The sequence below is a fragment of the Streptomyces niveiscabiei genome (assembly GCF_001419795.1).
Taxonomy (GTDB): domain Bacteria; phylum Actinomycetota; class Actinomycetes; order Streptomycetales; family Streptomycetaceae; genus Streptomyces; species Streptomyces niveiscabiei.
Map to the genome: position 1 here is coordinate 1 of NZ_LIRL01000571.1, position 13,462 is coordinate 13,462.

Sequence of the window (13,462 nt, forward strand, 5' to 3'; positions counted from 1 at the left end):
CCGACCCGGCCCGCGAGGCCCCGCAGCCTGGTGATCTGGCGGGCCTCGCGGGCCGGGTCGGCGGCGGGGAGGTGGTGGCGTGCCTTGAGGTAGCCGACCTGCTGCGTGGCCTTGAAGCGTTCGGCGAGCATGTGGATGACGGCGGCGTCGATGTTGTCGATGCTGTCGCGCAGGCGCGTCAGCTCTTCCTGGACCTCGGGGCCGACGGTGTTGCTGGTGGTCATGGCCGTTCACCCTAATCCGTCCGGTCCCGAAGGGCCCGGGGTGTCCACCACTCGTACAGTAAGAAGAGAGTGCAAGACGTCGGAGGGGGTGCGGCGTGGCGGACGGCGGGCCGGTCGAGCACGGTTTCCCGCACCTGGAGACGGTGCGGGCGGCGGTGACGGCGCTGTACAGGCGCCTGTCGTACGACACGGTGTGCGCGTTCGGGGCGAGCGTGCCGCCGGTGGACGTCGCGTTCGCGGACGCCGACGACCTGCACCTGGGCGCGCAGCGCGTCGCGCGGGAGCTGATCCGGCACTACCGGCTGCCGGACGCCCGGCTGATCGTCGGCTTCCGCGAGATGGAGCACGCGGCGCACATCGAGCTGACGGCGGGCCCGGAGTACTTCGTCGAGCTGAACGACCGTTTCCGCACCCACCGCGAGGACATCGGCGCGGCCCTGGCGCACGAGATCATGCACGTGTACCTGCACCGCCTGGACCTGTCCTTCCCGGGCACCCGGGACAACGAGATCCTGACGGACACGGCGGCCACCTACCTCGGCGCGGGCTGGCTCCTCCTGGACGCCTACCGCGAGCACGGCGAGGCGTCCCAGAAGCTCGGCTACCTCACGCCGGAGGAGTTCGGGTACGTCCTCGCCAAGCGCTCCCTGTTCTTCGGCGAGGACCCGCGCACGTGGTTCACGAGCCCGCAGGCGTACACGGCGTACGAGGCGGGCCTCGCCCGCGCCCTCCTCGACGGACGGCAGCCTCCGCTGACGGCGGCGGGCTGGGCGGGGCGGCGCCGGTACGCCCGCGACCGGCGCCAGGCGCGGACGGCCCCGGACACGCCGTACTCGTTCTCGCCGGGCACGCCTCCGCGGGTGAGCTTCCCGTGCCCGACGTGCCATCAGCGCATCCGGGTGCCGGTGAAGGGGAGGGTGCGGGCGCGCTGCGGGCTGTGCCGTACGGTCCTGGAGTGCGATACGTGACTCCCGCTGTACGCCGGTGAGTTACAGCCGTTCGATGATGGTGACGTTGGCCTGTCCGCCGCCCTCGCACATGGTCTGGAGCCCGAACCGCCCTTCCACGCGCTCCAGTTCGTGCAGCAGCGTCGTCATGAGCCGTGCCCCGGTGGCGCCGAGGGGATGCCCGAGGGCGATGGCTCCGCCGTTGACGTTCACCTTCTCGGGGTCGGCGCCGGTCTCCTCGATCCACGCCAACACCACCGGCGCGAACGCCTCGTTGATCTCGACGAGGTCGATCTGATCGAGCCGCAGGCCGGTCTTCTTCAGGGCGTGCGCGGTCGCCGGGATGGGCGCGGTGAGCATCCTGATCGGGTCCTCGCCGCGTACGGAGAGGTGGTGGACGCGGGCGCGGGGCGTCAACCCGTGTTCCTGGACGGCGCGTTCGGAGGCGATGAGCAACGCGGCGGCCCCGTCGGAGACTTGGGACGAGCAGGCGGCGGTGACGGTCCCGCCGTCGATGACCGGCTTGAGGGCGGCCATCTTCTCCAGCGAGGTGTCCCGGCGGGGGCCCTCGTCGACGTCGACGTCCTTGCAGGGCACGGTCTCCCGTACGAACCGGCCCTCGTCGACGGCCCGCAGAGCCCTGCGGTGCGAGGTGAGCGCGAACTCCTCCTGCGCCTCCCGGCTGATCCCCCACTTCGCGGCGATCATCTCCGCCCCCGCGAACTGGTTGACGGGCCGGTTCCCGTACCGCGCCCGCCATCCCTCGCTGCCCGCGAACGGGCCCTCGGTGAAGCCGAGTTCGACGGCCGCCTGCCGGGTGGCGTAGGCGATGGGGATCTGCGTCATGTTCTGGACGCCGCCGGCGACGACGAGGTCCTGCGTCCCGGACATGACGGCCTGCGCGGCGAAGTGCAGGGCCTGCTGGGAGGATCCGCACTGCCGGTCGACGGTGACGCCGGGCACCTCCTCGGGGAGCCCGGCGGCGAGCCAGCAGGTGCGGGCGATGTCCCCGGCCTGCGGTCCGACGGCGTCCAGGCAGCCGAAGACGACGTCCTCGACGGCGGCGGGGTCGATGCCGGCGCGGCCCACCAGCGCCTTCAGGACATGTGCCCCGAGATCCGCCGGGTGCACGCCGCCGAGCCCTCCCTTCCGCTTCCCGATCGGTGTGCGGACCGCTTCGACGATGTATGCCTCGGCCATGGCGACTCCCTGGCGGACTTCCCTGCGTGGGGCGGGCGCTGGCACCATACCCACCAAGCGCTTGCTAGGGAAGAGCCGCGTGCTCAGTGGCCTCGCGTCAGCTCCTTGTACTCCTTCACCGTCGGTTTCGCGATCTGCGTGCCCGGTCCGAACATCGCCCTCGCGAGGCGCTCGCGCACCCGCTGCACCGGGCTCACCTGACGCCGGACCCCGTTCGCGTCGACGCGCGCGCCGATCTCGTACGGCGCCGGCTGTTCGTGCTGGGTGAGGGTGTGCAGCTGGGCCTGCGTGAGGGGCTCGTGGACCTCGATGTACTCGCCGTGCGGGAGGCGTTTGATCGTGCCGGTCTCCCTGCCGTGCAGCACCTTGTCCCGGTCGCGGCGCTGGAGGCCGAGGCAGATGCGTTTGGTGAGGATGAAGGCGAGGACGGGGAGGACGAAGACGCCGATGCGGACGAACCAGGTGATCGCGTTGATCGACAGGTGGAGGTGCGTGGCGACGATGTCGTTGCCGCCGCCGATCAGCAGGACGCCGTACAGCGTCAGCCAGGCGACGCCGAGCCCTGTGCGGACGGGGACGTTCCGGGGGCGGTCGAGGACATGGTGCTCCCGTTTGTCGCCGGTGATCCACGCTTCCACGAACGGGTAGACGCCGAGCGCCACGAGGATCAGCGGGAACAGGGTGAACGGGATGAACACGCCCAGCTGGAGGGTGTGGCCCCAGGCGTTGATCTCCCACGCGGGCATCACGCGGATCAGCCCCTCCGAGAACCCGAGGTACCAGTCCGGCTGCGCGCCGGTCGTCACGAGGTCCGGGCGGTAGGGGCCGAACGCCCACACCGGGTTGATCGTCGCGATGCCGCCCATCAGGGCGAGCACCCCGAACACCAGGAAGAAGAAGCCGCCCGCCTTCGCCATGTACACCGGCATGAAGGGCATCCCGACCACGGACTTCTCGTCCTTGCCCGGGCCCGGGTACTGCGTGTGCTTGTGGTAGAAGACCAGGATCAGATGCGCGACGACCAGGCCCAGCATGATCCCCGGCAGCAGCAGGATATGGATCGGATACAGGCGCGAGATGAAGTCGACGCCGGGCCACTCGCCGCCGAACAGGAAGAACGCGATGTACGTCCCGACGACCGGGATCGCCAGGATCGCGCCCTGCGCGAACCGCAGCCCGGTGCCGGACAGCAGGTCGTCCGGCAGCGAGTACCCCGTCAGCCCCGTCAGGATCCCCAGGAACAGCAGCGTCCACCCGAACACCCAGTTCATCTCACGCGGCTTCCTGAACGCGCCCGTGAAGAACACCCGCATCATGTGGATCAGCATCCCGGCGACGAACACCAGCGCCGCCCAGTGATGGATCTGCCGGATCAGCAGCCCGCCCCGCACATCGAAACTGATGTCCAGCGTCGACTCGTACGCCTGCGTCATGCTCACCCCGTTCAGCGGGGTGTAACTGCCGTTGTAGATCACCTCAGAACTACTGGGATCGAAGAACAACGTCAAATAGACCCCGGTCAGAATCAGCACGATAAAGCTGTAGAGGCAGACCTCCCCCAGCATGAACGACCAGTGATCCGGAAACACCTTCCGCAAATTGGCCTTGGCCAGCCCATATATCCCAAGCCGCCCATCGGCCCAGTCGGCGAAAGCCTCGCCCTTGCCCTTGCTGTCCGTACGCACCCCGTCAGCCATGAACCACAGGGTGGCACGTGCCGCGAGCTACGCCAACAGTGCGATCACAGAACGAAGTTGATGTTACGTCAGAGGCCGGTGGGACAGCCGCCTCGCAACCTGTTCACACCGCCCGAACGACTCCCCGCGCCCGCGCCTCCACGAGCCATTCCGGGAACTCTCCGAGCAGCCGGTCGTACAGTTCAGCGTCGGACATCCGGCGTGGGTCCGACCCCGCGTGGAAGAAACCGGCGTTGTCGACGACGCGTCTGTCGGGTACGGGGAGTTCGTCGAGTCTGCGCAGGAAGTCGAACTGTTTGCTGCGGGCATCGCCGAAGCCGATGAACTGCCAGAACAGAGGGAGCCGGGCGGCCTTGCACAGGTAGCGTTCGGCGGCGGGTCTGCTGGTCGGGCCGCCGTCGGTCTGGAAGACGACCAGTGCCGGGTCGGTGGCGCCGCTGTCGAGGTAGTGGTCGATGACGGCGTCCATGGCGAGGTGATAGTTGGTCCGGCCCATGTGCCCGAGGCCGGAGACGATCCGTTCGATCCGCCCCTCGTGTCCGGCCAACGTGATCTCGGTGACGGCGTCGATCTCGGTGGAGAAGACGACGACCGGAACCTCACCGTCGTCGTCCAGGTGCGCCGCGAGCCCCAACACCCGGTCCGCCAGCGCCTGTACGGTGCCGTCCTTGTAGTAGGGCCTCATCGACCCGGAGTAGTCGACGACCAGGTAGACGGCGGCCCGCTGCCCCTCCAGCCCGTGCCCGGCGAGCGACTCCCCGGCCCTCTTGTAGAGGCTGACCAGCGCGGGCGCGGTCTCCTCGACCTTCGTGAGGCTGATGGCTGCCATACCGGCCACCTTATCCAGACGTACGGCGACGCCTGCCCGGTCGTCCGGTCGGGGACAGTGGGGCAGGCGTCGTCTGGTGTTCCGTACGCCTTTGTACGGGACGTCTTGGGGGTGGCCGTCAGACCATCAGGGAGCGGTCGGTCGGGCGGATCGGGGCCGGGAGGTCGCTGGCGCCGGTGAGGAAGCGGTCGCAGCCGCGGGCGGCGGAGCGGCCCTCGGCGATGGCCCAGACGATGAGGGACTGTCCGCGGCCGGCGTCGCCGGCGACGAACACGCCGGGGACGTTCGTCTGGAACTCGGCGTCGCGGGCGATGTTGCCGCGCTCGTCCAGGTCGAGGCCGAACTGTTCGACGAGGCCGTTCTCCCGGTCCGTGCCGGTGAAGCCCATGGCGAGCGTGACGAGCTGGGCGGGGATCTTCCGCTCGGTGCCGGGCTTCTGGGTGAGCTTGCCCTCGACGAACTCGACCTCGACGAGGTGCAGCCACTGCACGTTGCCCTCCTCGTCGCCCTCGAAGTGGGTCGTGGAGACGGAGTAGACCCGCTCGCCGCCCTCCTCGTGCGCGGAGGTCACCTTGTACAGCATGGGGAAGGTCGGCCAGGGCTGCCCGGCGGGCCGGTCCTCGCTGGGGCGCGGCATGATCTCCAGCTGCGTGACGGACGCGGCGCCCTGGCGGTGCGCGGTGCCGACGCAGTCCGCCCCGGTGTCACCGCCGCCGATGACGACGACGTGCTTGCCCTCGGCGGTGATGGGGGCCGTCACGTAGTCGCCCTCCTGCACCTTGTTCGCGAGGGGCAGGTACTCCATCGCCTGGTGGATGCCCTTCAACTCCCGCCCGGGGACGGGCAGATCGCGCGCGGTGGTCGCCCCGGCGGCGATGACGACGGCGTCGTACCGCTTCTTGAGGTCGGTCGCCTTGAGGTCGCGCCCGATCTCGATCCCCGTCCGGAAGCGGGTCCCTTCCGCGCGCATCTGCTCGATACGCCGGTTGATGTGCCGCTTCTCCATCTTGAACTCGGGGATGCCGTACCGCAGCAGACCGCCGATGCGGTCGGCGCGCTCGTACACGGCGACGGTGTGGCCGGCCCGGGTGAGCTGCTGGGCGGCGGCGAGCCCGGCGGGCCCGGAGCCGATGACGGCGACGGTCTTGCCGGAGAGCCGCTCGGGCGCCTGCGGGGCGACCGTACCGGCGTCCCACGCCTTGTCGATGATGGAGACTTCGACGTTCTTGATGGTGACGGCGGGCTGGTTGATGCCCAGGACGCACGCCGACTCGCAGGGAGCCGGGCAGAGCCGCCCGGTGAACTCCGGGAAGTTGTTCGTGGCGTGCAGCCGCTCGGACGCGGCCGTCCAGTCCTCGCGGTACGCGTAGTCGTTCCACTCGGGGATGAGGTTCCCGAGGGGACAGCCGTTGTGGCAGAACGGGATGCCGCAGTCCATGCAGCGGGACGCCTGCTTCGAGATGATCGGCAGCAGCGAACCGGGGACGTAGACCTCGTTCCAGTCCTTGAGACGGACATCCACCGGACGGGACTTGGCGACCTCACGGCCGTGGTTCAGGAAGCCCTTCGGGTCAGCCATTGGTCGCCGCCTCCATCATCTTCTCGGTGATCTCGGACTCGGAGAGTCCCGCCTGCTCGGCGGCGTCCTTGGCGGCGAGCACTGCCTTGTACGTACTGGGGATGATCTTGGTGAAGCGCTCGGCGGACGCGTCCCAGTCGGCGAGCAGCTTCTCGGCGACCGTGGACCCGGTCTCCTCGGCGTGGCGGCGCACGACGCCGTACAGCCACTGCTTGTCGTCGTCGGACAGCTCCTCGATCGCGCCGAGGTTCCCGGAGTTGACGTTGTCCCGGTTCAGGTCGACGACGTACGCGATGCCACCGGACATGCCGGCCGCGAAGTTGCGCCCGGTCTCGCCGAGGACGACCGCGTGACCGCCGGTCATGTACTCGCAGCCGTGGTCGCCGACGCCCTCGGAGACGACCAGCGCCCCGGAGTTGCGGACGCAGAACCGCTCACCGGTACGCCCGCGCAGGAACAGCTCCCCGCCGGTCGCGCCGTACGCGATGGTGTTGCCCGCGATGGTCGAGTACTCGGCGAGGTGGTCGGCGCCCCGGTCGGGACGGACGACGACCCGGCCGCCGGAGAGGCCCTTGCCGACGTAGTCGTTCGCGTCGCCTTCGAGGCGCAGCGTGACACCGCGCGGCAGGAACGCGCCGAAGGACTGGCCGGCGGACCCGGTGAAGGTGATGTCGATGGTGTCGTCGGGGAGCCCGGCGCCGCCGAACTTCTTCGTCACCTCGTGCCCGAGCATCGTCCCGACGGTGCGGTTGATGTTGCGGACCTTGACCTGTGCGCGCACCGGCTGCGCGGACGTCGCGTCGGAGGCGGCGAGCGCGTCGGCGGCGAGCTTGATCAGCTCGTTGTCGAGCGCCTTCTCCAGACCGTGGTCCTGGACGACGGTCTGGTGGCGGACGGCGCCCTCGGGCAGCGCGGGGACGTGGAACAGCGGGGCCAGGTCGAGGCCCTGCGCCTTCCAGTGGTCCACGGCCCGCTCGACGTCGAGGAACTCGGCGTGCCCGACGGCCTCCTCGATCGACCGGAAGCCCAGCTCGGCCAGCAGCTCGCGGACCTCCTCGGCGATGAACCGGAAGAAGTTCACGACGTACTCGGCCTTGCCCGCGAACCGGTCGCGCAGAACGGGGTTCTGCGTGGCGATGCCGACGGGGCAGGTGTCGAGGTGGCAGACGCGCATCATGACGCAGCCGGAGACGACGAGCGGCGCGGTCGCGAAACCGAACTCCTCGGCGCCGAGCAGCGCGGCGATGACGACGTCACGGCCGGTCTTGAGCTGCCCGTCGGTCTGGACGACGATCCGGTCGCGCAGGCCGTTGAGCAGCAGCGTCTGCTGCGTCTCGGCGAGACCCAGCTCCCAGGGGCCGCCCGCGTGCTTCAGCGAGGTGAGCGGCGAGGCACCCGTACCGCCGTCGTGACCGGAGATCAGGACGACGTCGGCGTGCGCCTTGGAGACACCCGCCGCGACCGTGCCGACGCCGACCTCGGAGACCAGCTTCACGTGAATCCGCGCCTGCGGGTTCGCGTTCTTCAGGTCGTGGATCAGCTGGGCGAGGTCCTCGATGGAGTAGATGTCGTGGTGCGGCGGCGGCGAGATGAGGCCGACGCCCGGCGTCGAGTGCCGGGTCTTGGCGACCCACGGGTAGACCTTGTGGCCGGGCAGCTGGCCGCCCTCGCCGGGCTTGGCGCCCTGGGCCATCTTGATCTGGATGTCGTCCGCGTTGACCAGGTACTCGGAGGTCACGCCGAAGCGGCCGGAGGCGACCTGCTTGATCGAGGAGCGGCGCGCCGGGTCGTACAGGCGCTCCGGGTCCTCGCCGCCCTCACCGGTGTTGGACTTGCCGCCCAGCTGGTTCATGGCGATGGCGAGGGTCTCGTGGGCCTCGCGGGAGATGGAGCCGTAGGACATGGCGCCGGTGGAGAAGCGCTTGACGATGTCCTCGACGGACTCGACCTCGTCGACGGAGATCGACGCACGGTCCGACTTGAAGCCGAAGAGCCCGCGCAGCGTCATGAGGCGCTCGGACTGCTCGTTCACGCGGTCCGTGTACTTCTTGAAGATGTCGTAGCGGCCGGAGCGCGTCGCGTGCTGGAGGCGGAAGACCGTCTCCGGGTCGAAGAGGTGCGGCTCGCCCTCGCGGCGCCACTGGTACTCGCCGCCTATCTCCAGCGCGCGGTGCGCCGGGGCGATGCCGGAGGCGGGGTACGCCTTGGCGTGCCGGGCGGCGACCTCCTGGGCGACGACGTCGATGCCGACGCCGCCGATCTTGCTGGCGGTGCCGTTGAAGTACTTCTCGACGAACGCGTCCTCCAGGCCGACGGCCTCGAAGACCTGGGCGCCCCGGTAGGAGGCGACGGTCGAGATGCCCATCTTGGACATGACCTTGAGGACGCCCTTGCCGAGCGCGTAGATCAGGTTGCGGATGGCCTGCTCGGGCTCGATGTCCGAGAGGAAGGTGCCCGCGCGGACCAGGTCCTCGACGGACTCCATCGCCAGGTACGGGTTGACGGCGGCGGCGCCGAAGCCGATCAGCAGGGCGACGTGGTGGACCTCGCGGACGTCCCCGGCCTCGACCAGCAGGCCCACCTGGGTGCGCTGCTTGGTGCGGATGAGGTGGTGGTGGACGGCGGCGGTGAGCAGCAGCGAGGGGATCGGCGCGTGCTCGGCGTCGGAGTGCCGGTCCGAGAGGACGATCAGGCGGGCGCCGTTGTCGATCGCGGCGTCGGCCTCGGCGCAGATCTCGTCGATGCGCGCGGCGAGGGACTCACCGCCCCCGCTCACCCGGTACAGGCCGGACAGGGTCGCGGCCTTGAAGCCGGGCATGTCGCCGTCGGCGTTGATGTGGATGAGCTTGGCCAGCTCATCGTTGTCGATCACCGGGAAGGGCAGGGTGACGGTACGACAGGAGGCCGCGCTCGGCTCCAGCAGGTTGCCCTGGGGGCCCAGCGAGGAGCGCAGGGAGGTGACCAGCTCCTCGCGGATGGCGTCCAGCGGAGGGTTGGTGACCTGCGCGAAGAGCTGCGTGAAGTAGTCGAACAGCAGCCGGGGGCGGCTGGAGAGCGCCGCGATCGGCGAGTCCGTACCCATCGAGCCGATCGGCTCGGCGCCGGCCTTCGCCATCGGGGCGAGGATGACGCGCAGCTCCTCCTCGGTGTACCCGAAGGTCTGCTGGCGGCGGGTGACGGAGGCGTGGGTGTGGACGATGTGCTCGCGCTCGGGCAGGTCGCCGAGCTCGATCTCGCCGGTCTCCAGCCACTCCGCGTACGGCGCCTCGGCGGCGAGGGACGCCTTGATCTCGTCGTCCTCGATGATGCGGTGCTCGGCGGTGTCGACGAGGAACATCTTGCCGGGCTGGAGGCGGCCCTTGCGGACGACCTTCGCGGGGTCGATGTCCAGGACGCCGACCTCGGAGCCGAGGACGACGAGGCCGTCGTCCGTGACCCAGTAGCGGCCGGGGCGCAGGCCGTTGCGGTCGAGGACCGCGCCGACCTGGGTGCCGTCGGTGAAGGTGACGCAGGCGGGGCCGTCCCAGGGCTCCATCAGCGTGGAGTGGAACTGGTAGAACGCGCGCCGGGCCGGGTCCATCGAGTCGTGGTTCTCCCACGCCTCCGGGATCATCATCAGCACGGAGTGCGGCAGGGAGCGCCCGCCGAGGTGCAGCAGCTCCAGGACCTCGTCGAAGGAGGCGGAGTCGGAGGCGTCGGGGGTGCAGATCGGGAAGATCCGCTCGATGCCCTTGTCCCCGAACAGCTCACTCACGAGCTGCGACTCGCGGGCCACCATCCAGTTGCGGTTGCCCTTGACGGTGTTGATCTCGCCGTTGTGCGCGACGAACCGGTAGGGGTGGGCGAGCGGCCACGACGGGAAGGTGTTCGTGGAGAACCGGGAGTGGACGAGCGCGACGGCCGAGGCGAAGCGGCGGTCGGAGAGGTCCGGGAAGAACGGCTCCAGCTGGCCGGTGGTCAGCATGCCCTTGTGGACGATGGTCCGCGCGGACAGCGACGGGAAGTAGACGCCGGCCTCGCGCTCGGCGCGCTTGCGCAGCGCGAACGCCTTGCGGTCGAGGACGATGCCCTCGGACTCGCCGTCGGCGACGAAGACCTCGCGGAAGGCGGGCATCGTGGAGCGGGCCGTGGCGCCGAGCAGGCCGGGGGCGACGGGGACCTCGCGCCAGCCGAGGACCGTGAGGCCCTCCTCGCCGGCGATCGTCTCGATCCGCGAGACGGCGTCCTCGGTGCCGTCCTCGGGGAGGAAGGCGATGCCGACGGCGTACGAACCGGCCGCGGGGAGCTCGAATCCGGCGACCTCGCGGAAGAAGGCGTCCGGGACCTGGGTCAGGATGCCCGCGCCGTCGCCCGAGTCGGGCTCGGAGCCGGTGGCGCCGCGGTGTTCGAGGTTGCGCAGAACGGTCAGCGCCTGCTCGACCAGCGTGTGGCTCGCCTCACCGGTGAGGGTGGCCACGAAGCCGACGCCGCAGGCGTCGTGCTCGTTACGGGGGTCGTACATACCCTGCGCGGCAGGGCGAGCATCCATGAAGGACCAGTTCTGGCCATTCGCGGAGTGCTGGGACGGCTGGCGCGGCGTACGCATCGGCTCTCCCGTCGTCGTCTCAAGTGGCATATCTGCGTTGCCGAGGGACGACGTTGGCCCTCTGCGTAAGTGCAAAATTTCGTGCAGGTTACATGATGGGGCGGTTCTCGGGAAGTGGATAAACCGTTCCAACATGTGGACGCCGTGGGGTCGCGGCGGGTGCCGCGCGAGGCGGCTGAAAATGTGTGGGAGCGAGCGGGACAGATCGGTGTCCGTCGTTCCTGGGGGAGTACGGAAGGGGCGTCTTCACCCATCCCGCGCGTGTGCCACAGGCGTCGTTGCCCACAGCGCTTACGGCTCATGCCCCGTGGTCACGCATCCGAAACCAGCGAGTAACGGCTATTTATACGGTCCCTCGCATACCTAGCAGCCTTCTTATCCTACGGCCGTACCGAACAAAGTGCCCAGGACGTACGTCACACCCGCCGCCGCGCCTCCCAGCGCCAACTGCCGCAGCCCGCTGTACCACCAGGTCCGCGCGGTCACGCGCGCGACGACCGCCCCGCACAGGAAGAGCCCCAGCAGCGCCACCAGCACGGCCGGCCACAGCGCGCTCGCCCCCAGCAGGTACGGCAGCACCGGCAGCAGCGCGCCCAGCGCGAACGCCCCGAACGACGAGACGGCGGCGACCAGCGGCGAGGGCAGGTCCGAGGGGTCGATCCCCAGCTCCTCGCGCGCATGGATCTCCAGCGCCATCTCGGGGTCCCGCGACAGCTGCCGCGCGACCTCCTTGGCGAGCGGCGCGTCCACGCCCCGCGCCTCGTACAGCGCGGCCAGCTCCGCCTCCTCGTCCGCCGGGTGCCTGCGCAGCTGCGCGCGCTCCACGTCCAGCTCCGCCTCCACCAGCTCCCGCTGCGAGGCGACGGAGGTGTACTCGCCGGCCGCCATCGAGAAGGCGCCCGCCGCGAGGCCCGCGAGTCCGGTGAGGACGACGGCCTGGTGCCCCAGGTCGCCGCCCGCGACGCCGGTCATCAGCGCGAGGTTGGACACCAGCCCGTCCATCGCCCCGAACACCGCCGGCCTGAGCCAGCCGCCGTTGACGTCACGGTGGGTGTGGTTGTCGCGGTGCGCCTCGTGCAGCGGCGCCTCGACGTCGATGAGAGCCATGTTCTTTCCATCCCCGGCAAGCTAAGCCAAAGCTAACTTTGGACACGTTCTAATTCTCTACAGCACCGAGACTACGTCGATGATTCCCCGCCCGCCAGCAAGGAAAGGCTGGGCTTACCTGCGGTTTTACCGCTGAACGCTCATCCGATCTGAGCTGCGCTCAAAAGTCGACCGGGTGACAAAAGGGGCTTCCAGGCTGAGGTCAACCGCCAATGGTGGGACAGATCTGATCACTGACCCGCCCCTCTCCCCCGGAGGTTCACGTATGGCATCCATCGCAGCGCTGCGTGAACGAGCGAGAGGCGCCCTGCTCGGCCTCGCCGTAGGAGACGCCCTCGGCGCCCCGGCGGAGAACATGAAGCCCTCCGAGATCCGCGCCCGCTGGGGCCGCATCACCGGGTACGTCACCGACACCCCCGCCGGCACCGACGACACCGAGTACGCGATCCTCTCCGGCCTCCTCCTCGCCCGCCACGGCTCCGCCCTCACCCCCGCCCACGTCGAATCCGCCTGGCACGCCTGGATCGCCGACCGCGACGAAGGCCCCTTCCGAGGCGCCGGCTTCAGCGAACGCGGCACCCTCGAGAACCTCCGCCGCGGCCTCACCGCCCCCATCACCGCCCAGCACCGCCACGCCTGGAGCGACGGCCTCGCGATGCGCGCGGCCGTCTTCGGCGTCTTCGCGGCAGGCCGCCCCGCAGAAGCGGCCCGCCTGGCCGCGATCGACGGCTCGGTCAGCCACGAGGGCGAAGGCATCTACGGCGGCCAAGCGGTAGCCGCAGGCGTGGCCACCGCCATGACCGGCGCACCCCCCATCACCGTCATCGCCTCCGCCCTGGCCGTCATCCCCGACGACTCCTGGACCGCCCGCTCCCTCCGCCGCGCCGTCGCCCACGCCCACCAAGGCGAACGCGCCATCCGCACCGCCGTCATCATCCCCGGCTACCCCTGGACCGACCTGGCCCCCGAGGCCGTGGCCCTCTCCTTCGGCGCGTACGCCTACGCCAACGCCGACTTCGAGTCCTCCGTCCTGACTGCGGTCAACATGGGCAGAGACGCCGACACAACAGCAGCAGTAGCAGGCGCCCTCTCCGGAGCAACCCAAGGCGCCTCCGCCATCCCTGCCCCCTGGGCACAAGCCATCGGCCCCGCAAAAGGCTCCTGCCTCCCCGAAATGGCCGGCCACCACGTCCTGGACGTCGCCGAACTCCTCATCCAGACGGAGAGCACGAAGTGGACCCCGACGAGGGCGGACTACGCGCTGGCGGCGGAGGGCGGGGAGGAGAGGTGAGGT

Annotated in this window: 9 protein-coding genes; 2 read left to right on the top strand and 7 right to left on the bottom strand. The window is 69.9% G+C overall.

Going from position 1 to position 13,462, the window contains the following annotated elements; translation table 11 throughout:
* On the bottom strand, positions 1-224 hold a 224-nt coding region (locus AOK24_RS26570; protein WP_055722591.1), incomplete at its 3' end, for a chorismate mutase.
* Positions 225-319: 95 nt separating this feature from the next.
* On the opposite strand from AOK24_RS26570, the gene AOK24_RS26575 reads away from it, so the two are divergent.
* Entirely contained in the window at positions 320-1,192 is an 873-nt protein-coding gene (locus tag AOK24_RS26575) for a hypothetical protein (RefSeq protein WP_055722592.1), read from the top strand.
* 21 nt (positions 1,193-1,213) lie between these two features.
* Here the strand turns inward: AOK24_RS26575 and AOK24_RS26580 are convergent, their stop codons facing one another.
* The 6 genes from AOK24_RS26580 to AOK24_RS26605 form a co-directional block, all read right to left on the bottom strand.
* Positions 1,214-2,371 carry an acetyl-CoA C-acetyltransferase gene (locus tag AOK24_RS26580; RefSeq protein WP_055722593.1) on the bottom strand — a complete coding sequence of 386 codons (1,158 nt, stop codon included), beginning with the start codon at positions 2,369-2,371 and terminating at the stop codon, positions 1,214-1,216.
* 83 nt (positions 2,372-2,454) lie between these two features.
* A complete protein-coding gene (gene qcrB, locus AOK24_RS26585) occupies positions 2,455-4,068 on the bottom strand; it encodes a cytochrome bc1 complex cytochrome b subunit (RefSeq protein ID WP_055722594.1) in 1,614 nt (537 codons plus the stop codon).
* A 103-nt stretch (positions 4,069-4,171) separates the two neighbouring features.
* Positions 4,172-4,897 carry a vWA domain-containing protein gene (locus AOK24_RS26590; protein ID WP_055722595.1) on the bottom strand — a complete coding sequence of 242 codons (726 nt, stop codon included), beginning with the start codon at positions 4,895-4,897 and terminating at the stop codon, positions 4,172-4,174.
* 118 nt (positions 4,898-5,015) lie between these two features.
* Entirely contained in the window at positions 5,016-6,476 is a 1,461-nt protein-coding gene (locus tag AOK24_RS26595; protein ID WP_055722596.1) for a glutamate synthase subunit beta, read from the bottom strand.
* Positions 6,469-11,061, bottom strand: coding sequence for a glutamate synthase large subunit (gltB, locus tag AOK24_RS26600; protein WP_206191270.1), 4,593 nt, complete (start codon positions 11,059-11,061; stop codon positions 6,469-6,471). Before gltB ends, AOK24_RS26595 begins: the two co-directional genes overlap by 8 nt.
* A gap of 375 nt (positions 11,062-11,436) precedes the next feature.
* Positions 11,437-12,168, bottom strand: coding sequence for a VIT1/CCC1 transporter family protein (locus AOK24_RS26605; RefSeq protein ID WP_055722598.1), 732 nt, complete (start codon positions 12,166-12,168; stop codon positions 11,437-11,439).
* Between the two features lie 265 nt (positions 12,169-12,433).
* Between AOK24_RS26605 and AOK24_RS26610 the strand changes: the two genes are divergently transcribed.
* Entirely contained in the window at positions 12,434-13,459 is a 1,026-nt protein-coding gene (locus AOK24_RS26610) for an ADP-ribosylglycohydrolase family protein (protein ID WP_055722599.1), read from the top strand.
* The last annotated feature ends 3 nt before the right edge of the window (positions 13,460-13,462 follow it).

Bases quoted from the DNA above. Each gene is read 5' to 3' on its own strand.
- AOK24_RS26580 (WP_055722593.1), bottom strand. From the start codon at position 2,371: ATGGCCGAGGCATACATCGTCGAAGCGGTCCGCACACCGATCGGGAAG.
- qcrB (WP_055722594.1), bottom strand. From the start codon at position 4,068: ATGGCTGACGGGGTGCGTACGGACAGCAAGGGCAAGGGCGAGGCTTTC.
- AOK24_RS26590 (WP_055722595.1), bottom strand. From the start codon at position 4,897: ATGGCAGCCATCAGCCTCACGAAGGTCGAGGAGACCGCGCCCGCGCTG.
- AOK24_RS26595 (WP_055722596.1), bottom strand. From the start codon at position 6,476: ATGGCTGACCCGAAGGGCTTCCTGAACCACGGCCGTGAGGTCGCCAAG.
- gltB (WP_206191270.1), bottom strand. From the start codon at position 11,061: ATGCGTACGCCGCGCCAGCCGTCCCAGCACTCCGCGAATGGCCAGAAC.
- AOK24_RS26605 (WP_055722598.1), bottom strand. From the start codon at position 12,168: ATGGCTCTCATCGACGTCGAGGCGCCGCTGCACGAGGCGCACCGCGAC.
- AOK24_RS26610 (WP_055722599.1), top strand. From the start codon at position 12,434: ATGGCATCCATCGCAGCGCTGCGTGAACGAGCGAGAGGCGCCCTGCTC.